Source organism: Chryseobacterium gwangjuense (assembly GCF_021311115.1).
Classification (GTDB): Bacteria; Bacteroidota; Bacteroidia; order Flavobacteriales; family Weeksellaceae; genus Chryseobacterium; species Chryseobacterium gwangjuense.
In genome coordinates this window covers 144491-165515 of the sequence record NZ_JAJTNP010000006.1, presented here as the reverse complement: position 1 = coordinate 165515, position 21025 = coordinate 144491, and the positions used below count along the sequence as shown (strand labels likewise).

Annotated in this window: 19 protein-coding genes; 7 read left to right on the top strand and 12 right to left on the bottom strand. The window is 34.5% G+C overall.

From position 1 onward, the window contains the following. Window positions 1-82 precede the first annotated feature (82 nt). Window positions 83-1081, top strand: a complete 999-nt coding sequence (gene dusB / locus LV842_RS13100) for a tRNA dihydrouridine synthase DusB (RefSeq protein ID WP_233111894.1) — start codon at window positions 83-85, stop codon at window positions 1079-1081. A gap of 59 nt (window positions 1082-1140) precedes the next feature. Here the strand turns inward: dusB and deoC are convergent, their stop codons facing one another. From deoC to LV842_RS13075, 5 genes are all read right to left on the bottom strand, one after another. Next, window positions 1141-1884 (bottom strand): deoxyribose-phosphate aldolase, encoded by a 744-nt coding sequence (gene deoC, locus LV842_RS13095; protein ID WP_262909424.1) that lies wholly within the window; start codon window positions 1882-1884, stop codon window positions 1141-1143. A gap of 6 nt (window positions 1885-1890) precedes the next feature. Beyond that, a complete protein-coding gene (locus LV842_RS13090; protein WP_100376671.1) occupies window positions 1891-2361 on the bottom strand; it encodes an Lrp/AsnC ligand binding domain-containing protein in 471 nt (156 codons plus the stop codon). A 38-nt stretch (window positions 2362-2399) separates the two neighbouring features. After that, window positions 2400-3335: an endonuclease/exonuclease/phosphatase family protein gene (locus tag LV842_RS13085; protein WP_233111893.1), complete on the bottom strand. Its 936-nt coding sequence runs from the start codon at window positions 3333-3335 to the stop codon at window positions 2400-2402. 415 nt (window positions 3336-3750) lie between these two features. Continuing rightward, window positions 3751-4422: a tRNA (guanosine(37)-N1)-methyltransferase TrmD gene (trmD, locus tag LV842_RS13080; protein ID WP_047441831.1), complete on the bottom strand. Its 672-nt coding sequence runs from the start codon at window positions 4420-4422 to the stop codon at window positions 3751-3753. Continuing rightward, the gene (locus LV842_RS13075) at window positions 4419-5681 is read right to left on the bottom strand and encodes an NAD(P)/FAD-dependent oxidoreductase (RefSeq protein ID WP_233111892.1); all 1263 of its coding nucleotides are present in this window, start codon (window positions 5679-5681) and stop codon (window positions 4419-4421) included. The genes trmD and LV842_RS13075 overlap by 4 nt, the downstream gene beginning before the upstream one ends. Before the next feature lie 65 nt (window positions 5682-5746). Here LV842_RS13075 and LV842_RS13070 point away from each other — a divergent pair, with 65 nt between their 5' ends. After that, window positions 5747-6610, top strand: a complete 864-nt coding sequence (locus LV842_RS13070; RefSeq protein WP_233111891.1) for a glycoside hydrolase family 25 protein — start codon at window positions 5747-5749, stop codon at window positions 6608-6610. Here the strand turns inward: LV842_RS13070 and LV842_RS13065 are convergent. Together LV842_RS13065 and LV842_RS13060 are read right to left on the bottom strand one after the other, a co-directional pair. Next, window positions 6607-7767: an alpha/beta fold hydrolase gene (locus LV842_RS13065; RefSeq protein WP_233111890.1), complete on the bottom strand. Its 1161-nt coding sequence runs from the start codon at window positions 7765-7767 to the stop codon at window positions 6607-6609. The genes LV842_RS13070 and LV842_RS13065 overlap by 4 nt on opposite strands. After that, a complete protein-coding gene (locus LV842_RS13060; RefSeq protein WP_233111889.1) occupies window positions 7691-8254 on the bottom strand; it encodes a carboxypeptidase-like regulatory domain-containing protein in 564 nt (187 codons plus the stop codon). The genes LV842_RS13065 and LV842_RS13060 overlap by 77 nt, the downstream gene beginning before the upstream one ends. 215 nt (window positions 8255-8469) lie before the next feature. Between LV842_RS13060 and LV842_RS13055 the strand changes: the two genes are divergently transcribed. Beyond that, window positions 8470-10365 carry an ABC-F family ATP-binding cassette domain-containing protein gene (locus LV842_RS13055; RefSeq protein ID WP_233111888.1) on the top strand — a complete coding sequence of 632 codons (1896 nt, stop codon included), beginning with the start codon at window positions 8470-8472 and terminating at the stop codon, window positions 10363-10365. 37 nt (window positions 10366-10402) lie between these two features. On the opposite strand, the gene LV842_RS13050 is transcribed toward LV842_RS13055, so the two are convergent. Next, on the bottom strand, window positions 10403-11461 hold the full coding sequence (locus tag LV842_RS13050) for a Gfo/Idh/MocA family oxidoreductase (RefSeq protein ID WP_233111887.1): 1059 nt from the start codon (window positions 11459-11461) through the stop codon (window positions 10403-10405). A 174-nt stretch (window positions 11462-11635) separates the two neighbouring features. Here LV842_RS13050 and LV842_RS13045 point away from each other — a divergent pair, with 174 nt between their 5' ends. From LV842_RS13045 to LV842_RS13035, 3 genes are all read left to right on the top strand, one after another. Next, window positions 11636-13873 (top strand): TonB-dependent siderophore receptor, encoded by a 2238-nt coding sequence (locus tag LV842_RS13045; protein ID WP_233111886.1) that lies wholly within the window; start codon window positions 11636-11638, stop codon window positions 13871-13873. A gap of 83 nt (window positions 13874-13956) precedes the next feature. Then, window positions 13957-14472 (top strand): hypothetical protein, encoded by a 516-nt coding sequence (locus LV842_RS13040; protein WP_233111885.1) that lies wholly within the window; start codon window positions 13957-13959, stop codon window positions 14470-14472. A 159-nt stretch (window positions 14473-14631) separates the two neighbouring features. Next, window positions 14632-15222, top strand: a complete 591-nt coding sequence (locus LV842_RS13035) for a porin family protein (protein ID WP_233111884.1) — start codon at window positions 14632-14634, stop codon at window positions 15220-15222. Window positions 15223-15314: 92 nt separating this feature from the next. Here LV842_RS13035 and LV842_RS13030 read toward each other — a convergent pair whose 3' ends face one another. Beyond that, window positions 15315-15950 carry a peroxiredoxin gene (locus LV842_RS13030; protein ID WP_233111883.1) on the bottom strand — a complete coding sequence of 212 codons (636 nt, stop codon included), beginning with the start codon at window positions 15948-15950 and terminating at the stop codon, window positions 15315-15317. A 97-nt stretch (window positions 15951-16047) separates the two neighbouring features. On the opposite strand from LV842_RS13030, the gene LV842_RS13025 reads away from it, so the two are divergent. Next, window positions 16048-16929, top strand: a complete 882-nt coding sequence (locus LV842_RS13025; RefSeq protein ID WP_233111882.1) for a mechanosensitive ion channel family protein — start codon at window positions 16048-16050, stop codon at window positions 16927-16929. Window positions 16930-16979: 50 nt separating this feature from the next. Here the strand turns inward: LV842_RS13025 and LV842_RS13020 are convergent, their stop codons facing one another. The 3 genes from LV842_RS13020 to sucC form a co-directional block, all read right to left on the bottom strand. Beyond that, window positions 16980-19175, bottom strand: coding sequence for a reprolysin-like metallopeptidase (locus LV842_RS13020; RefSeq protein ID WP_233111881.1), 2196 nt, complete (start codon window positions 19173-19175; stop codon window positions 16980-16982). A gap of 17 nt (window positions 19176-19192) precedes the next feature. Continuing rightward, complete coding sequence (locus LV842_RS13015) at window positions 19193-19570, bottom strand: hypothetical protein (RefSeq protein WP_233111880.1); 378 nt, start codon at window positions 19568-19570, stop codon at window positions 19193-19195. Between the two features lie 185 nt (window positions 19571-19755). Continuing rightward, entirely contained in the window at window positions 19756-20946 is a 1191-nt protein-coding gene (gene sucC, locus LV842_RS13010; RefSeq protein ID WP_233111879.1) for an ADP-forming succinate--CoA ligase subunit beta, read from the bottom strand. Between the last annotated feature and the right edge of the window lie 79 nt (window positions 20947-21025).

Below are 21025 nucleotides of genomic sequence, written 5' to 3'. Positions count from 1 at the left end.
AAAATGAGATAACAATTCTGACTTCACTACTCAACAACTTAACAGCCCAACGACTTACCAACAAATTCCTTATCTTTGCACCATGATAAAAATAGGCAACATAGAACTGCCGGAATTTCCGCTTTTGTTAGCACCCATGGAAGATGTAAGTGATCCTCCATTCAGAAGATTGTGCAAAATGCACGGTGCAGATTTGATGTACTCGGAGTTTATCTCTTCTGAAGGGTTAATTCGTGATGCAATCAAGAGTAGAAAAAAACTGGATATTTTTGATTATGAAAGACCTGTCGGAATTCAGATTTTTGGTGGTGATGAAGAAGCAATGGCCATGTCTGCAAGAATTGTGGAAACGGTAAACCCAGATTTGGTTGACATCAATTTCGGATGCCCTGTAAAAAAAGTGGTTTGCAAAGGAGCTGGAGCAGGAGTTTTGAAAGATATCGACCTTATGGTTCGTTTAACAAAAGCTGTGGTAAGCTCTACCCACCTTCCCGTAACGGTAAAAACCCGTTTAGGTTGGGACAGTACTTCCATTAATATTGATGAAGTTGCAGAACGCCTTCAGGAAACGGGAATCAAAGCATTAACCATTCACGCAAGAACGCGTGCTCAGATGTATAAGGGTGAAGCTGACTGGGAACATATTTCAAGAATTAAACAAAATCCAAATATCGAAATTCCAATTTTTGGAAACGGAGATATTGATTCTCCTGAAAAAGCTTTAGAATATAAACAAAAATACGCTTGCGACGGAATTATGATCGGTCGTGCTGCAATTGGTTATCCTTGGATCTTTAACGAGATCAAGCATTTCTTTACAACCGGAGAACATTTACCTGCTCCTGCAATCGAAGACAGATTATTGGCTGTTCGTCAACATGCAGAATGGAGTGCAGAGTGGAAAGGTGAAAGATTAGGCTTAGTTGAAATGAGACAGCATTACAGCAATTATTTCCGTGGAGTTCCTCACTTCAAAGATTTCAGAAAAAAATTCTTAGAAGTCTTTACGTTAGAAGAAATGGATGCTTTAATCAAAGAAACTCAGGAGTTTTATACTGAATATTTAGCTCAACAAGCATAAAAATAAAACCCATCAAATCTGATGGGTTTCTTTTTTACATTATCTTGAATGAATATCTTTTAATAGCCTTCTGAAGCTGACTGATTTTTAAGTAAAGCCAATGCTGAAGAAGTTCCTATTCTCTTGACACCAAGATTGATCATTTTTTCAGCATCTTCGGGAGTTCTTACCCCTCCTGCTGCTTTTACAGGAAGTTTGCCCGCATTGTCCAGCATAATTTTGATTCCTTCAAATGTTGCTCCGTTAGGTTTCCCATTTTCAGTTTCATAAAAACCGGTTGAAGATTTCACGAAAATTTTTGATAAATCGTTTTCAGAGAAATTTTCTTCTGCCCAATTGGAAATATTTTTAGTAAGATCTGCAATTTGAACATCTGTCAAAGCTGCAATTTCAATAATCCATTTTGTAGTTTTATGATGTTGCAGACACAACTTTGTACATTGTACAAATTCTTCTTTTACTAAACTTAGATTTCCTTTCAGGTAAGCATTATAATTAATCACAAAATCCAGCTCATCTGCTCCGTCAGTAATTGCTTTTGTAGCTTCTGCCAATTTTTCATCAATGGAATAAGTCCCTTCATGAAAACCGATGACAGTTCCTACCACAACATTGGATTGTTTTTCCTGAATATACTTTTTGATCTCAGATACATAATCGGGGCGAATCATCACAGCAAAAATTCCGTTATCGATTGCTTCCTGAGTCAATTCTATATCTTTCTGTAAAGTTTCTTCATCTGAAAGCCCCGACTGAGCCGGAGTTTTCAAATATGTGGAATCCAAATATTGTGCAATATTCATAATCTGTTATACTTTCAATTGTCTGTAAATACCTTGTTCCAAAGATATGAAAGTTTCTGTTCTGGTTACTCCTTTTAGCTTCTGAATTTTGCTAAGGATTTGCATCAAATGATCATTATCTTTACATAAAACTTTTAAGAAAATGGTATAGTTTCCTGTTGTATAATGTGCTTCTACCACTTCATTAATATCTCTTAATGCTTTTACCATATCCGGATAATGACTTGGCTGATCTAAGAAAACACCAATGTATGAAATCACCTTATATCCGATCTTTTTAGGATTCAAAAAAGAGATTGAATTTTCGATAACTTCGGCCTGCTCCAACTTTTTTATTCTCTGATGCACTGCTGTTGTAGAAATTCCTACATTTTTTGAGATGTGCGCCAAAGAAGTTTTAGCATTATCCATCAGCATATGGATAATTTGCTTATCTATGGAATCTAAATGGTAGGTTGTGTTTTCCGCGTCTTTCATTTTTTTACTTTTTACTTTTTTACTTTTATTTTTATTTATTATGTTTTTCTTAATTCCACAATAACAGGAAAATGATCGCTATAACCACCTAAATAACGGGTTCCTGCATACGTTCTAAAAGGCCTTCCGCTAAACATTTTATCCCGACTGCTAATTTCTTCTGCATTAAAAACATAAGCCTTTTCAAAACCAATCCCCATACTTTTATTAAAAAAAGATGCAGATAGTATAATCTGGTCAAATAAAAGACCAGATTTGTAATGGTAAGTGGAATACTTTTTCTCGGTAAATAACTGCCGAAAAGGATTTTCTAAGATTGTACCTGAATGGGGGTCAGATAGCATCTCAACTAGATTTTCTTCATCAGGATTCTCATTAAAATCGCCAAACAAAATCACGGATTCATTGCTATTCGTAACAATTCCAACAATTTTTTCTTTAATTTCTTTGAGAATAAAATCTCTTTTAGGCTTATTGACGTCTTTTTCTCTTTTGGAGGGTAAATGAGCAACAAAGACATTGATAATCTCATTATTACATTTTATTTTTGAAAAAAGGACATCTCTTGTGGTGTCATAATCTTCTTTATTCGGATCTCCTCTTTCAAAAAAAAAAGTAATGGCTTCGGAATCTAAAATTTCCACTTTCGATTTGTCATACAGTAATGCGACATCCACTTTCCTTTCATCCATAGAATTGTAATGAACAATTCCGTATTCTGAATTAAAAGGTGGCATCTGTACAAGCTCTTCCAGAACTTTTCTTCCTGAAACTTCAGACAAACCAATAAGGAATGGTAAAGAACCTTTCTTATCTTCTATAAGTTGAAAAACATGAGAAATTTTATGAAGCTTATTCTTATATTTCCGGTCGTCCCAGTTTCTCAATCCTGAATGGGTAGGATCAAGCTTATGTGTGGGTTTCGGATCAGGTAAAAATAAATTTTCTACATTATAAAAAGCTAATAATTCCATCAACATTTATTTTCAAAAGCGCGGTTTCTTCTCCTTAAATTCCGAATGTAAATTTATCACTTTTTTACAAATATTATTACCTATTTCACAATTATTTTATGAAAAACCCAAAAACTAAATCTTCATAATGTGAAAATTAACAATAAAACTATTCATATAGATTTAAATTTTACCGTAAAATTGCCGTATTTTAAATTATTTTTTCATCATCGCGAGAGAAATTTTTCTCGATTTTGACCGCGCATAAATTTCGTAAAAAAATTACAAATTATACCTAATAATCGTGTTTTTTTTGGTTTTTTAATCTAAATCTAATCTATGAAATGGGATTATTTTATGTTTTTTTTGATCTGATTGAAGTTTCTCTTCTTTTTTATTGAATTTTTTTAGAATATATTCCAATAAAAAACCGGATTTAGAGTAAATCCGGTCGTTTTTCTTTCGTTATTCTTACGGCTTCGTCATGTCTCCATTCCTCAATTTTACCAAAATTACCGCTCAGCAATACTTTTGGAACCTCTAAGCCTTTATATACTTCTGGTCTTGTATAAATAGGCGGTGAAAGAAGATCATCCTGAAAACTATCTGTTAAAGCACTTTGTTCATCATTCAAAACTCCCGGTAAAAGACGGATTACAGAATCAGCAAGCACACATGCGGCAAGCTCTCCTCCTGTCAGAACATAATCTCCTATTGAAATTTCTTTAGTAATATGTAAATCTCTTACTCTCTGATCAATTCCTTTATAATGCCCGCAAAGGAAAATCAAATTGTTTTTTATCGATAAGGTATTAGCAATTTTCTGGTTTAAAGTAACTCCATCGGGTGTTAAATAAATCACCTCATCATATTCTCTTTGTGATTTTAACTCAGAAATGCATTTATCCAAAGGTTCTACCATCATTACCATTCCTGCCCCTCCTCCATAAGGCTCATCATCGATCTGTCTGTGCTTATTGATCGCCCAGTCTCTAAGATGATGAAAATGCACTTCTGCCAATCCTTTATCCATCGCTCTTTTCAAAATAGAAGTTTGAAATGGGCTTTCCATCAATTCTGGAAGTACGCTTATGATATCAATTCTCATTGTAATGTTCCGTTTTTCTTATTAGGTAAAATAATTAATCTTAAAGCTGAATCTTTGTTGAAATAACTCCACATCCAGTTAAAAAACACTGCAAGTTTATTTCGAACGCTCAAAATTAACATTAAGTGAAGGAACATCCAAAAATACCACGCCAAGAATCCCTGAAATTTTATAAACGGAAGATCAACAACCGCTCTATGTTTACCAATAGTAGCCAGAGAACCTTTGTCATCGTATTCATATTCATTCCATTCACTGATATTTTTCTTCAGAAAGTTTTTCCCCAGATTTCTTGCCTGATTAATGGCTACATTGGCAACCTGCGGATGACCTTGAGGATATTTGGGAGTCTCCATATAAGAGATATCTCCTATTGCATATATATTATCATATCCTTTAATCCTGTTATAGCGATCAACAATATATCTGTTTTTCATCAGATTTTCAGCCGGAAAACCATCAATCACGTTTCCGGTAACTCCTGCTGCCCAGATCACATTATTTGAAGGAATTTCTTTTCCGCTTTTCATATATACTTTATCCCCATCATAATCCGTCACGTATTCCTGACTCAGGAAAGTAACTCCTAAATCTTTCAGATATTTTTCAGATTTTTCCTGAGATTCATCACTCATCACCGCAAGTGGTTTTTCTGTAGAACTTATCAGGATAATTTTAAGATGGTCAAAATTCATATAAGGATAATCTCTCGGCAGAATTTCTTTTTTCATTTCTGCAAAAGCTCCAGCCAACTCCACTCCTGTCGGTCCGCTTCCTACGATTACAATATTCCAGTTTCCGTCATCGCTTCTGCTTTTTTCCAGAATAAGCTTTTCAAACGTCATAAGAACATGGTTTCTTATACTAATGGCTTCCTGGGTATTTTTCATCCCGAAAGCTTTTGACTCCAGATCTTTATTTCCGAAAAAATTGGTTTTACAGCCTGTTGCAATCACTAATTTATCATAAGTGAATTCCGCCTCATCCGTAATCACCTTATTATGAACCGGATCAATCTCTTTAACCTCTGTTAAACGAAACTGTGTATTTCTGGATTGCTGAAAGATTTTTCTGAATGGAAAAGAAATATTGGAAGGTTCTATCCTGCCACACGCTACCTGATAGAAAAGCGGCTGAAACATGTGATGGTTTACCCTGTCGAGAACAATTACTTTTTTATTTTTATTGTTCAGAGTTTTTGCAAGTTGCAATCCCGCAAAACCGCCTCCTATAATGATGATCTTTTCGCGTGTTTCCATATTACACAAATTTACTTATTTTATTTAGTATTTTTTCGCTTAAAAAGTTAGTTTTGCAAAACTTTATGAGCCCTAAAAAGTATACCAAAAAGACTGCCAAAAAGATCCATAAAAGCCGTCGGAAGAACTATTTTTTCCGTCGCAAGATCGTCTTGGTATTACTTCTTATTGCTCTTATCGGAACCGGATTGTATTTAAAAAGCTCCATCAGCTATTACTATGCTTTATATTTTAATAAATTTAAGCATAAAAAGCTTCATAATACTGAAGCGGAAACACTTAGAATTCAAAAAATCCTTTCCGATAATCTGGATAAAACCTATGGTTTTGATGTCTCTCACTATCAAAATAAAGAAGACATCAGTTGGGACAGCTTAAGTATTGGCAATAAAACCATTCCTTTAGAATTTGTGGTAATGCGTGCAACCATGGGAAACCGCAGTGCAGATAAGCACTTTGATGAATTCTGGCAGCAGGCTAAAAAACATGAATTAATACGGGGAGCTTATCATTTTTACAGAGCAGATGAAGATCCCGTTATTCAGGCTAACAACTTTCTAGAAAATGTACATTTAGAAGATGGCGACTTACCTCCTATTTTAGATATTGAAAAAATTCCCAGACGAAAATCTAACAAGAAACTGATTGAAGATTTAAAAGTCTGGTGTAAAATTGTGGAGGAAAGATATGGCGAGAAACCTATCATTTACACCTATTATCATTACTATAAAGATTTCCTGAAGGGTGAGTTTGATGATTATCCGCTCTGGCTCGCCAACTACAATGATGTACCGACTCCGTCTCCCGATGACAACTGGGACTTCTGGCAATTTACGGAAAACGGAATCGTACACGGAATTAACACTAAAGTGGATCTGGATATCTACAATGGAAATTCCTGGTCTTTAAAAAGGCTGACTTTGGATTAGTTTTTCAAAAAATCAATGACATCTTTATTCAAATCTTCTGCAATTTCAAAAGGAAGGTAATGCGTTGCTTTGGGATAAATTTTAAGCTTCGCATTGGGAATTTCCTTTGCCATCATTTCGGTATGCTCTTTTTTAATCACATCATTTTCTCCGGCAAGAACCAGTGTAGGATTTTGAATCTGATGTAAAGTCTTTTTGCTGATATTAGGTTCGTTCAGCATTAAATTCAACAATCTTTTTTCAGTTTCATTCTCCGGCTGATTGGCCAGATTCATGACATATACTTTACTTTTGAAGTTCTTCAGTAAGTCTTCATCTACGCCTTTTGGAAATGCATTGGCTCCAATAATGATCAACTTATTAAGATGTTGAGGATATTTTAAAGCAAATTCCAATCCTGTATTCCCACCATCGCTCCAACCTAGAATATTGGCTTTGGGAATGTTTAAATGATCCATTACATTTTTCAGATCATCGGCAAAAATTTTATAATTCAAATCACCTTTGGTAAAATCTTTACTTTTTCCCTGCGCTCTCGTATCGATAGCAATTACCTTAAACTCTTTCGAAAGTTCAGGAATCTGTTTGTAAAACTCCTGAATACTTCCTCCGTTTCCATGAAGCAAAACCAACGGCTCTCCTTCACCATAGATCTCATAATACAATTCTGCATCATTTAATTTCACAGTTTTTCCGACAGCATCATTTTTACCATAAACAGAACTCTCTGCTTCAATATTATACTGACTGAGATCGGGAGCCAAGATTGAAACTTTATTATCATTCTCTTTTACCTCGTCTTTGATATTTTTCCCGTTTTTATCCACTTTTACATCAATATTAATTGCAGGTGCCGCAATAGTCATTTTTTGCCAGTCTCCATAGAACTTTCTGATATATCCTGTTCTGAATAAAGCCGCACTAATGGTTATTCTTCCCTGAAATCTTTTCAAAAACTGTATTCCTACGAAAAATTTCCCCTGAACCCAGATATTCCGATCGTTAACATCTAAAGTAAAGGTATCGTCTTTTATCATATCTTTCGTCAGCTCAACAGTAATTTCTTCCTCCAGAATATTTTTATCCGGAAAGCCGTTTTTTTTCCGAATAGATGCTGTAACGCATAACAACCGGCTGATCGGAAGTATAGCTTGCAATGTTCAGATTGATATTTTTTATTTTCGATTTTTTGTTCGTACTAAATTCTAAAGCCGTTTCACCCAAAAAGTTCTCATTTTTAACATCCGGATTTACAGAATACATGACACTCTTTGTTTTGGTATTCACTCCCCAGTTTTTATCTACCAATTTTTTAGGTTTAATCTTTACCTCATCAATATTTTTCACCTTTTCTTTCAGGAAAATCTTTTGTCCGTCTACATTTTTAAAATTTTGGACAGATAGTGAATATTTTTCATATCCGGGAACTTCTATCAATATAGGTTTTGTAGTATTGATAGTGGAAAGATCTATAGAAAAGTGTCCGGTCTCGTCTGAAATTACTCCGGTCTTTTCTTTTTCCACACCTACTTTTACATAAGGAATCGGTTTATTTTCGTCTTTAGAAAATACAGTTGCCGAAACAATTTGCGCATGGAAAGAAACCGCAAGAAGTGAAAGAAATAGAATACTCAGTTTTTTCATGGTAAAAATTTGAAGCAAAAATCCTTATTTATTCTATCAAAAGCTCACAACAGCTTATTAAATTTAAGGATTGAATTGTTAAATTTTTTCTAAAACATCACCTTAAAGTGAAATTAATTATTAAAAACATTTAAAACCATTCTGTATCAAAAAATATTTTCTCTCTTGTAAAGCTTTATATTTTTGTATTTTCGCGCAACAAATTTTTTATAGAAATGAATTACGTTGCTGCTGAAAACCTTACCAAATCTTACGGAATAAAAGTTTTATTTAAAAATATCTCTTTTAACATCAATGAAGGTGATAAGATTGCTATTGTAGCCAAAAACGGAAGCGGAAAATCTACCCTTCTGAAAATCCTGATGGGAAAAGAAATTGCAGACAGCGGAAATGTAATCATCAATAAAGATATTCAGGTTGTTTTATTTGATCAGGAAATCGAATTTGATCCGAACCTTACTGTAGATGAGTTTATGATGACTTTAGATTCTGCTCCTATCATGGCGCTTAAGAACTATCATCAATCGCTTCATTCTACCGACACCAATTTCATCGAAAAGGCTTTGGCTGAAATGGAAGTTCATAAAGCATGGGATCTTGAAAATGAAATGAAACAAATTCTCTCTCAGCTCAAAATCACCAATCTTGAAGCTAAAATGGGAACACTCTCTGGAGGACAGGTAAAACGTGTTGCCTTGGCAAAACTATTAACTGAAACCCGAGCTGAACACCGCCATACTTTACTGATCATGGATGAGCCTACCAATCACCTGGATGTAGAAATGGTGGAATGGCTTGAAAATTATTTAAATAAAGCAAAAATAACGTTACTGTTAGTGACTCACGACAGATATTTCTTAGACAGCGTTTGTGATATTATCTGGGAAATGGAGGACCAAAATCTTTATTTTCACAACGGTTCTTATGCTACCTATCTTGAAAATAAAATGATTCGTGAGGATAATATGAATGCAACCATCGACAAAGCCAACAATCTTTACAGAAAAGAGCTGGAATGGATGCGAAGACAACCTAAAGCAAGAACTACAAAATCGAAGTCGAGGATCGATTCTTTTTACGAAACTGAAAAAGTAGCTAAAACCGATACAAGAAAACAAGGGCTCGAACTCGATTTTGAAATGAAAAGGTTGGGGAGCAAAATTCTTGAACTTCATCATATTGATAAAAGCTTTGGAGACAAAGTTTTGTTAAAAGACTTCAGCTATCAGTTTCAAAGGGGAGAAAAAATAGGAATTGTAGGTAAAAACGGTGCCGGAAAATCTACACTTCTTAATATTATTCAAGGGTTTGAAAAAGCTGATAAAGGAGAAATAGAAACCGGAGAAACGATCTCTTTCGGATATTTTTCACAAAAAGGCTTAACGTATAAAGAAGATGAAAGGGTTATAGATTTCATTAAAGAAATTGCCGAATTTTATCCTTTAGCCAATGGAAAAAGCCTTTCTGCTTCTCAGTTTTTAAGATTATTCTTATTTGATGATCAGTCACAGTATTCACCAATTTCAAAGCTTTCGGGTGGAGAAAAGAGAAGACTGCATCTGATGTATATTTTATATCAGAATCCTAACTTTTTGATTTTCGATGAACCTACGAACGATCTTGATCTTCCTACTTTGACAGTTCTTGAAAATTTTCTGCAAATGTTTCAGGGTTCATTAATTATAGTGTCTCACGACAGATATTTTATGGACAGAATTGTAGACCACATTCTGGCTTTTGAAGGAAACGGAAAAATAAAAGATTTTGTTGGTAACTTTTCAGAATACCGTGAAGCAAAAAGTCGTGAAGAGTCTTTAGAAAAATCGACTGCTCAAAAAGCAGAGCCTGTAAAAGAAACTGTTTCGGCTCCATCTCAAAATTCAACCAAAAAGAAAAAACTTTCTTTTAAAGAGCAAAGAGAACTTGAACAAATTGAAAAAGAAATGCCTGAACTGGAAGAACAGAGAGGTAAAATATTGGATCAACTGAACAATGAAGCTGATTATGAAAAGATTTCCAAACTTTCTGCAGATTTAGAATCTATTTCCGAAAAACTGGAAAATCACGAGATGAGATGGCTCGAACTTCAGGAAATTCTTGGAGAAGCATAAAATAAAAGGTTCATGAAATTTCATGAACCTTTTTTATTTAACCTAAATGAATGATTTTCCCTTCTTTTGCACTTTCCTCCGCAGCTTCAATAATTCTCATATTCTGAATTACTTCGTGTCCCGGTGAAGGTAAAGCATATCCAAAAACAATATGTTCATAAATCTGTTGGTAATAATTCATATAATTACCAGCTTCACTGGAAGTCAGAATTCTCTCAGTTTCTGAATTGGCATTGATGAAGTTTAAAATTCCATCAGCTTCTTTTAATGGCTTTGTCCATTCTTTTCCATATTCAGGAATTACTCCTGAAACCAATTCGCTTTCCTGATCATCAGTTCTTTCCTGCAAAAAGCTTCCTTTATCTCCATGAAGAATATATGCATAATGTGCTTCTTTACTAAAAACAGAAGACTTCAGCCTTATTCTCAGATCATTTGTATAGTAAAGAAGAATTTCAAAATAATCATTGGCAAATTGTTTTCCTTTCATAGAAAATATATCGGCAAATAATTTTTGAGGAGAGCCAAAAAGCTGTGTTACCTGATCAATAAGATGCGCTCCCAAATCATGCAAAGAGCCGGATCCGGCCTGTTCCGGATTTTCTTTATGTTGTTTTCCGCTTGCTTCTGTTCTGAAACGGTCAAAACGCATTTCAACTTCTTTCAGGTTTCCCAGGTTATTTTCCTGAATGATCTTCTGTACCTGTAAATAGTCTCTGTCAAATCTTCTATTTTGGTAAACGCTAAGAAACAATCCTTTTTCATCAGCCAATTTTACCAAATCTTCAGCTTCAGCTAATGTCACGGTAAAAGGTTTTTCAACGATTACATTCTTACCCGCATCTAAAGCCATTTTTGCATATTCAAAATGAGTCTGAACCGGTGTATTAACTACCACAACTTCAATATCTGCATGATTCAGCATATCTTCCACTGACCGATAAATAGTAGCTTCCGGATATTTTTCTTTTGACTCTTCTTTGCTTCTTTCCACCACTGCCGACATAAAAAAACCGGGATGTTCTTTCAAAAAAGGAGCATGAAAAACCTTCCCACTCATTCCAAAGGCACAAAGCCCAACTTTTACCAATTGCATACTAATATTTTTAACAAAGATATTTATAAATACATTTTAGTAAGATTACCCAATTAGAAAATTTTAACAAATTTTATGATAAAAATCAGGAATATTATTTTTAATAAATCTAAATAAAAACAAATAATTAATTAGCTTTGCACCTTATTTAAAACTACTCTAAATAAACGTACAATGAAAAAGCAACTGGTTACTTTAGGATTATTATTTACAGCGATCTCTTTAGGCGCGCAAATGAGAAATACTGAAGCTGATACAATCAGGATTCAGACTATCGAAGACGTCAATCTTCATAAGACAGGAAATCCTAATAAGGCAAAATCATCATCACTAAAATCTAATTTGACTGTGATGGAAACCCCTCAACCAATTGCCATTGTTACTCACGAAATTATAGAACAACAACAAGCGAAGCAGCTTAGTGACGTACTTCAAAATGTAAACGGGATGTATGTAACTTCTTCCAGAGGTAATTCTCAGGACAGTTTCGGAGGAAGAGGTTTTATCTTAGGAAATGATAATATCTTAAAAAACGGAGCCAGAATAAACAGTGGAGTTTTCCCGGAAGTAAGCGGATTGGAAAGAGTTGAAGTATTAAAAGGAGCCAACGCAATGCTTTACGGAAATACAGCTGCAGGAGGTGTGATCAACATGATCACAAAAAAACCAAAATTTAATTTTGGAGGGACGCTGGGAATGAATGCAGGAAGCTGGAATTCTTACAAGCCAACTGTTGACGTTTATGGACCATTATCTAAAAATATTGCATTCAGAGTTAACGGAACTTATGAATATGCTGAAAGCTTCAGAGATGTTGTACAATCTGAAAAATATTATTTCAACCCTTCATTCTTATTTAATCTAAGTGAAAAATCACAATTAATTGTTGAAGCAGATTATCTTAAAAATAACTTTACTCCAGACTTCGGAATCGGATCAATTACGAATAAAGACTTAAGCTATTCATTGGTTGATACCTTACCTAGAAGTACTTTCTTTGGAACCGATTGGCAATACCAGGATGTGCAACAAGCTTCAACGAATGTTACATTCAATCATCAGATTAATGATAAATGGACATTAAATGCTTCAGCGTCATATCAAAATTACACGAAAGATTATTTCTCTACGGAAAGAGTGCAGTGGGGATATGCAACACCAACTGCAACCCGTTTATCTTGGACGACACCATTCAACAAAACTTATAACGAACAAAACTATGGTTCTGCACAGGTAAATCTAAATGGAGAATTTAATACCGGAAAGATAAACCATAAAGTATTAATCGGAACAGATACAGATTATAGCCAATCAGATGCTTATACTTATACTCTTAAAAACGTTCCAACAAACGTATTATATTTAGATGATCCAAGCTCTTGGGATAATGGAAGCTTAGCAATGCCAGAGTCTACTTTAGCAACTAACACCAGAACAAGAACAAGAAGAATTGGTGTTTATGCACAAGACTTCATCAGTTTAACCAAAAAATTCAAAGTAATTGCAGGACTTCGTTGGTCATATATTGAAAATATGCCTTCTTTAAAGACAACCTTCGCAACTGCTACAAAACCACAAGATAAAGCAGAGGTAGCAAATTCTGCTACTTCAGACCAGGCTGTTTCACCAAAAGTAGGTTTGGTGTATACTCCTAATGAAAATCTTTCTGTTTTTGCAACTTATACCAATTCATTTGCTGCAAATACAGGACTTGATGCATTCACTTTACAATCATTAAAGCCGTCATTAATTGACCAGTATGAAGTAGGTGCAAAGAAAAATTTTTGGAATAATGCTGTTGCCATCAATCTTTCTCTTTACCAGATTATATACAGAGATTATTACCAAGCGTATGTAGATCCTGCAACCAATGCTGCTTCTACAGATCCTAGAAATTTAAAAGAATTTGTAGGTAAAATGAGAAGCCGCGGTGTAGAATTAGACATTACAGGTAATCCTATGTCTAACCTTTCAATCATTGGGGGTATTTCTTACAACAACTCAGTTTATTTGGATACTCCGGACAGAGTTGGTTATGTTGAAAATCAAAGATTGGTTAGAACACCTGCCACAACAGCAAATCTATCAGTATTTTATACTCTTACTCAAGGAATTAAAGGTTTAAAAATTGGAGCAGGAGCTTATTATATTGGTGATAGATTGGCTGGATGGAATGATACAAAAACTGGTAGCAGTACAAGTTTAGCTGCTAGAAACGGAGTAAGTAGAGTTTTTGAACTAAAAGATTACACTACTATTTCTTTATCTGCAGGTTATGATTGGAAGAAATTCTCAATTCAAGGGAAAGTTGGAAACTTATTTGATGTAGTTAATTATAACGTTCATGAAAACTACTCTGTAAACCCAATTACACCAAGAAATTTCTATTTCACACTGACTTATAAACTGTAAGATTAAATAATTTTTCAAATAAAAGTGGAAGCTGCATTTTTGCAGTTTCCACTTTGAACTTTATAAACAAAAACAATTAAGATATGGATAAGATTAAAGACACAAGAAGTTTCATGCGAATTACCCACCGCTATTTAGGATTTTTCCTTGCCGGTATTATGGCCGTGTATGCGGTAAGTGGTGTTTTACTGATTTACAGAGATACCGATTTTCTGAAAAAAGAAAAGAAAATCGATAAAGTCATCGCTAAAAACCTTTCCGAAAAAGAACTTGGAAAAGAATTAAAAATGAAAAACCTTGAAGTAGAGAAAACGGAAGGAAGTGTTTTGAAATTCAAACAGGGAACTTACGATACTGCTACAGGTCAGGCAAAATATACAAAAAAAGAGCTTCCTTTCGTGTTGGATAAAATGACAAAACTTCACAAATCTCAGTCGAAAGACACTCTTTCTCCATTAAATGTTTTCTTTGGAATCGCTTTATTTTTCTTTGTTATCTCAAGTTTCTGGATGTTCAATCCTAAAACAAAAGCATTTAAGCGTGGGATGGTATTTACCGTTGTCGGACTTATTGTTTCTATCATTCTTATATTTATTTAAATTGTAAAATCATCAAACAAGGTGTTCAAATAATTATAGATTAATTTTAACAAAAATTAAGAACAGTATAAAAATCACCTTAAAATGAGTTACATGGCATATTTATTGTTTTTAAATAATTATCAAAATAATAAACATTAATTATTAAAAAGATAAAGTATGAAAAAACTAATTTTAGCAGGAATATTTGCCATTGGCGGATTGACAGCAACTGCGAATGCTCAGATACAGAAGGGGAACTGGTTGGTAGGAAGCAGCCTTCTATCCAGTAACTTCGGACTAAATACAGGGGGAGGTTACAACATCTCTATCCAGCCAAAAGGCGCTTACTTTATTGAAGATAATGTAGCAGTCGGTGGGTATGTAAATCTTGGGATCAGTAAAGTAACTAACGGAAGCCCAACAAGATTTGATTATGCAGCAGGTGGTTTAGGACGTTATTATTTATCTCCTGGAGAAAAAGGAGTAGATAATTTATTGAACCACGGAAGATGGTTTTTTGAAGGAAATGTTGGGATCGGAGGATCTTCTGTAGAAAATGGAAACTCAACTACTGGTCTTGATTTCGGAGTTGGTCCGGGATATTCTTACTTCATTACTCCAAATATCGGATTAGAAGGATTAGTAAAATACCAAGGACAAGCAGGATTCGGAAATGAAGGATTGAATTCTAATATTACCTTTAATGTAGGATTCAGTATTTACATTCCAACATCAAAAGCTAAGCAGGTCATCAGAGAAGCGAAATAAAGTTTCTTGTAACAAAATATGAAATCGGCTCGGAAAAATTTCCGAGCCGATTTTCGTACAAATTAAAACTAAACTATAAAAAATCAAATAAATCATGTATTGGGTTGGGGCGTATATCTCAGATACGGCTTTATTTCTCTTACTCCTTTCGGGAATATTTTTTGGGCATCTTCAGTTGAAACTGATGGTGGAACAATCACATCTTCTCCATATTTCCAATTGACTGGAGTAGCAATTTTATGAGAATCCACCAATTGTAAAGAGTCTAACACTCTTATGATTTCATTAAAATTTCTTCCTGTAGACGCAGGGTACGTAATAATCAATCTTACTTTTTTTTCAGGATCAATAATTAATAGAGAACGAACTGTAGCTGTTGCCGAAGCATTCGGATGAATAAAATCATACAATTCGGAAATCTTCCGGTCTTGGTCTGCAATAATAGGAAACTGCACTTCTGTATTCTGGGTTGCATTAATATCTTTGATCCAGTTATGATGATCTTCTACTCCATCTACACTTAGAGCAATTGCTTTTGTATTTCTTTGTTCAAACTCAGATTTTAGTTTTGCTGTAAAACCCAATTCGGTTGTACATACCGGTGTATAATCTGCAGGATGAGAAAATAAAATTCCCCAGGAATTTCCAAGAAAATCATAAAAATTTAAATTGCCGTTCGTAGACTCTGCATTGAAGTCTGGTGCTATATCTCCTAGTTTAATTGACATATTATTTCGTTTTATTAGTCTACAAATTTAGTAGGCTTTTTGAAACTGGCAAAATTTTTGTTGAAAAAAAACTAAAAAAAATAAAGTTTAAAAATTTATGGAGAAAACTAGCTTGAGATATTTTGATGTTGTGTACAAGGTTTTGGAAAACTGGTATTTAACATTTGCTGAGCTCACCCCAAAACTGATGGTGGGAATTATTGTATTTTCTTTTTTCCTTTTTACCAGTAAATACCTCAGCCAAATAGCGGTAAAGCTTTTTCATAAATTTTTTCCAAAAAGCCAAAAAGAAAGTTCGCTTGTTACTTTAATCAGTGTTTTCAGATTTTTAATTATGATCATGGGAACATTTATCTCATTAGAAATTATGGGATTCAGCGGTTTCCTTTGGAAATTTATCGGAAGTTTGGGAGTTGCAGGGGTTATTGCAGGGGTTGCCTTAAAAGATCTGGTTTCCAGTATATTTTCAGGAATGCTCATTGGCATTGATAAAGCTTATAAGGTCGGAGATTATATTACCATAGGAAACCACTCCGGAACCGTACAGGAAATCGGTTTTTTAACCACAAAAATTCTGACAGATGATGGAAAGAAAGCTTACATTCCGAATCAGGTTGTTTTTAATGCTCCATTTTACAATATTACAGCCTCTCCACAGCGAAGAATTATTTTAAATTTTGAAATTCCGGCTGATGAAGACATCAGCAAAGCTCAAAAAGGAATTTTAGAAATTGTCAAAAATCTGGAAAATGTAGACCGTTTAGACAATGTGGAAGTTATTTTCACCGATTTAAAGCAAGGCGTTTTTAACCTTCAGGCAAAATTCTGGATGAAAGTAGGAGCCAATATGGTTCAGCTGAAGAGTGAAGCCTTTTTAAAAATAAAACAACGCCTCGACGCAGATGGAGTTCAATTGGTAACTCCAACAAGCATAAGCATCACCAATGGAGAAATCGGCACAAATGAAGGCCACAATTAATAAAAAAAGCAGTCAATATGACTGCTTTTCTTTTTTATAAATCTTTACAATTATCTTCCAATAATTAATTTTTCAGTTACTTTCTCACCATTTTCTAAAACAATGGAGATAAGGTAATTCCCGTTCGTCAGATCGTTAACTTTAACTTTCGTTTCACCTTTAAAGTTTCCGTTTTTCATCAATCTTCCGGAAGCATCAAACAATGAATAATCCGCTTTTTGTGATTGATTTTTCAATTTAATGTTAACCACATCATGAGAAGGATTAGGATAAATTGAGAAGTTTTTAATTTCAGATTCTGATGTTCCCAATGTTTGAGTAATTGAGAAATTTGAAGAGTTGACTGCAAAATAAATATTATTAAGCGCTTTTACCATAATTCTTGCTGAAGCAATATTTTCATTAGGCAGATTCACAGATGCAGATCCATTGTTCGGAACACTTGCTGCCAAAACCGTATTAAAATTTACACCTCCATCTTTTGAAAGTAAAATCGTTACATTTTGAGTATTGATCGTTCCTGTGTTTGTTCCGGCTACATTCCAGGTAACATTAGTTGTTGTACCTCCATTATAAGCAGTATTACTTGCATGTGAAGATACCGTGAAAGGTCCATCAGCAGTAACTGTAACCATCATTGCATCCCTTGCAGCCTGATTTCCTGTTGCTTTATTATCATTCACAAGTAGAGAAAAATTCAATGTTCTTGCAACACTTGGAGTCACTTCCCATTTTGGGATCAGGTTATTAGCTACAACAGAGCTTAATACCGGGAAATATCTGGAAGGAGAAATTGTAGGTGACAAAGAACGATAAACCGGACCTGCCGTTGCTGTAGAAACCGGAGGTTGAGTATTAGAAGTATTATCATATTGCTCCCACAGATAAGTGATCGGATCTCCGTTAGGATCTGTTCCTGTACCTGTTAACACAAAAGCAGTCCCGTTTGGAATAATATAATCTGCTCCTGCATCTGCTGTCGGAACCAAATTATTATTTGAAGTTTTCACAGAACAATCCGTTCCTCTTTGTAGCACAGCATACATTTCCAGCACATTGGCAGCATGAAAGTATGCGTCACTATTGTTTTGAACATTGTTTGCAGAACCACAAATTCCTGCGTATGCCATAATCGTAGTTCCACTTCCCGGTTCATAAGCGGTAGAATTATTGGCATTACCACTGCACGAACCTGTACTCGCTCTGAAAGTATGGTTGCCCCCAAACTGATGCCCCATTTCATGAGCTACATAATCAATATCAAAAGGATCTCCAATTGGAGCTCCGGAACCTGTAACTCCTCTTGCTTTATTGGTCGTACATATTGATCCTAAATAAGCAACACCACCTCCACCAGTACTGAAAACATGCCCAATATCATAATTAGCCGTTCCAATTACCGTATTAATATTGGTCTGGTTTTCACCAAGCATGGTTGATCCATTGTTATTCGTATAAGGATCAGTAGTTCCATTCGTATAAATTAATAGATTATTATTGGCAATCATAACCATAGTAGATGATATCGTCTTTTCATAAACACCATTTACTCTTGTCATTGTCGTAGCCATTGCAGCCATCGCTCCTGCTACCGTTCCACCGTGGAAAGTAGTATATTCTCCAGTTGCAGCCAAAGCTAATCTGTATGTTCTGAACTGCCCATCAAACACTATAGGTGCTTTATTTGTGGAAGCATTATTTTTCAAATTATCTAATTCGTTTTCAACATGACATTCGAAAAGTCTGTCATTTTTTGGGAGGTCTTTTCTTTTATACAAAATAAAAGCCGACTGGTCTTTTGCATAACTGTCCAGATAGCTCACTTCCCAGTTATCAAAATACATCACGCTAATTCCTGTCTGCGGAGTTACACTGAAACGAATAGAATTTTCAGGATGCTCTTTTTGCCAGCCAATGTAAGAGCGGATTTCCGGAAATTTAGCCTGTAATTCGGGTTCCATTACAGAAGCTTCCTGAATAATGTAATCTCTAGTTTTTCCATCCGAATCAGGGAATTTAATGATTAAACTTTCATCTTTGGAAAAACGTTGGGGAGCATGTTTAAGATCAGCTTTAATTCTTCCCAGGTCCAATTGATACAATGAAAAAGTATTCGGAGTGGTCCATCTCGGACTTAAATTTTCCCTACTTACTTTGCTGTCTTTTAATTTTGACCAGTAATTCTGCTGACCAAAACCTTGTGCTGCGATCAATAAGCACGAAACAATAAATGTTTTAGTTTTCATGAGAGTAATTTTATATATTAGTATTTAAGGGTGATTTTTTTAAAGGTAATATTTCCTGTTAATTTTAATAAAATATTAGGTGAAATCCTGCTTGATTTATTAAAATCAGGATTATCAAATTCCGTAATTTTTACGTAAAGTATATTTTTATCTAAACTTATCTTTTCAATTAAAACATCATTAGAATTTTTCAAAGGAGGCTTAATGATAAGGTATGTTTCGTTTTCAACAATTACAGGAACTGGAGAGAATCTGTTTCCTTTATTATTTTTATGGATAAGCTTAAAGACGTCATCCATTTTTTGTTGAGAATTAATAAGAAGAAAATCTTTCGGAGTTAAAGTAAACGGATAATGGTATTTATCTTCAAATTGAATTTCCTTTCTTTGAGACACCGCATTACTGCTGACAACTTGAGATTGACAATTAAAGAATAAAAAAAGAAAAAAATATAGATATATTTTCATTTTAAAACCCAATTATTGTAAAAATAATAATTTTAAAATGAATACGTTACATAATAATTAAAAAAACCGTTCCAAAAAATGAAACGGTTTTAATTTATGTGAAAATTTTAGGATTAAGCTAAAACTTCTTTTACTTTGTTTGCAGCTTCTTCCAAAGTAATTGCAGAGTGAACTGGAAGACCAGACTCATCAATTAATTTTTTAGCTTCAACAGCGTTAGTTCCTTGTAATCTTACGATCAATGGAACAGGAAGGCTACCCATAGCTTTGTAAGCATCTACAACTCCTTGAGCAACTCTGTCACATCTTACGATACCTCCGAAGATGTTGATCAAAATAGCTTTTACGTTTGGATCTCTCAAGATGATTCCGAAAGCAGTTTGTACTCTCTGAGCATCAGCAGTTCCACCAACGTCTAGGAAGTTTGCAGGGTTACCACCAGATAATTTGATGATATCCATAGTTGCCATTGCAAGACCAGCTCCGTTTACCATACAAGCAACGTTACCGTCTAGTTTTACGAAGTTAAGACCAGCTTCACCAGCTTCAACATCGATAGGATCTTCTTCTCTTGTATCTCTAAGAGCTTCAAGATCTTTGTGACGGAATAATGAGTTACCATCCAAAGTTACTTTAGCATCAACAGCGATAATTTTGTTATCAGAAGTTTTTAATACAGGGTTGATCTCGAAAAGAGAAGCATCGATTCCTGTATAAGCGTTATATAAAGAAGAAATGAATTTTACGAATTCTTTGAAAGCATTCCCCTCAAGACCTAAGTTGAAAGCAATTTTTCTAGCTTGGAAACCTTGAAGACCCAAAGCTGGATCGATCAATTCATTGTGGATTAAATGAGGAGTTACTTCAGCAACGTGCTCAATATCCATACCACCTTCAGTAGAATATACGATTGTATTTTTACCTTCAGCTCTGTCTAAAAGAATAGAAACATAAAATTCTTTAGTTTCAGTTTCTCCCGGATAATATACATCCTCTGCAACCAATACAGAATTTACCAACTTACCTTCAGCAGAAGTTTGTGGAGTTATCAACTGCATTCCGATGATGTTTTGAGCGTTTTCTTTAAGCTTATCCATGTTTGGAGAGAACTTAACACCCCCACCTTTACCACGACCACCTGCGTGGATCTGAGCTTTTACTACCCATCCTTGAGCGCCAGTTTCAGCAGTTAATTTTTCAGCAGCAGCTACAGCTTCTTCTACGTTATTTGCTACGTAACCACGTTGAATAGCTACTCCATACTTTGATAAAATCTCTTTAGATTGATACTCGTGAAGATTCATATTATTTTTATTATTTTATTTTAAAAATTAAAGGTTGACAAATTTACTAAAAAGACACGGAAGTTCAAGTTTATTGACT

Excerpts from the sequence above, each read along its gene's own strand:
- trmD (WP_047441831.1), bottom strand. The coding sequence starts at position 4,422 with ATGAGAATTGATATCATAAGCGTACTTCCAGAATTGATGGAAAGCCCA.
- LV842_RS13090 (WP_100376671.1), bottom strand. The coding sequence starts at position 2,361 with ATGAAAGACGCGGAAAACACAACCTACCATTTAGATTCCATAGATAAG.
- LV842_RS13070 (WP_233111891.1), top strand. The coding sequence starts at position 5,747 with ATGAGCCCTAAAAAGTATACCAAAAAGACTGCCAAAAAGATCCATAAA.
- LV842_RS13045 (WP_233111886.1), top strand. The coding sequence starts at position 11,636 with ATGAAAAAGCAACTGGTTACTTTAGGATTATTATTTACAGCGATCTCT.
- LV842_RS13020 (WP_233111881.1), bottom strand. The coding sequence starts at position 19,175 with ATGAAAACTAAAACATTTATTGTTTCGTGCTTATTGATCGCAGCACAA.
- deoC (WP_262909424.1), bottom strand. The coding sequence starts at position 1,884 with ATGAATATTGCACAATATTTGGATTCCACATATTTGAAAACTCCGGCT.
- LV842_RS13050 (WP_233111887.1), bottom strand. The coding sequence starts at position 11,461 with ATGCAATTGGTAAAAGTTGGGCTTTGTGCCTTTGGAATGAGTGGGAAG.
- LV842_RS13075 (WP_233111892.1), bottom strand. The coding sequence starts at position 5,681 with ATGGAAACACGCGAAAAGATCATCATTATAGGAGGCGGTTTTGCGGGA.
- LV842_RS13060 (WP_233111889.1), bottom strand. The coding sequence starts at position 8,254 with ATGAAAAAACTGAGTATTCTATTTCTTTCACTTCTTGCGGTTTCTTTC.
- LV842_RS13085 (WP_233111893.1), bottom strand. The coding sequence starts at position 3,335 with ATGGAATTATTAGCTTTTTATAATGTAGAAAATTTATTTTTACCTGAT.
- sucC (WP_233111879.1), bottom strand. The coding sequence starts at position 20,946 with ATGAATCTTCACGAGTATCAATCTAAAGAGATTTTATCAAAGTATGGA.
- LV842_RS13030 (WP_233111883.1), bottom strand. The coding sequence starts at position 15,950 with ATGTCAATTAAACTAGGAGATATAGCACCAGACTTCAATGCAGAGTCT.
- LV842_RS13025 (WP_233111882.1), top strand. The coding sequence starts at position 16,048 with ATGGAGAAAACTAGCTTGAGATATTTTGATGTTGTGTACAAGGTTTTG.
- dusB (WP_233111894.1), top strand. The coding sequence starts at position 83 with ATGATAAAAATAGGCAACATAGAACTGCCGGAATTTCCGCTTTTGTTA.
- LV842_RS13035 (WP_233111884.1), top strand. The coding sequence starts at position 14,632 with ATGAAAAAACTAATTTTAGCAGGAATATTTGCCATTGGCGGATTGACA.
- LV842_RS13055 (WP_233111888.1), top strand. The coding sequence starts at position 8,470 with ATGAATTACGTTGCTGCTGAAAACCTTACCAAATCTTACGGAATAAAA.
- LV842_RS13040 (WP_233111885.1), top strand. The coding sequence starts at position 13,957 with ATGGATAAGATTAAAGACACAAGAAGTTTCATGCGAATTACCCACCGC.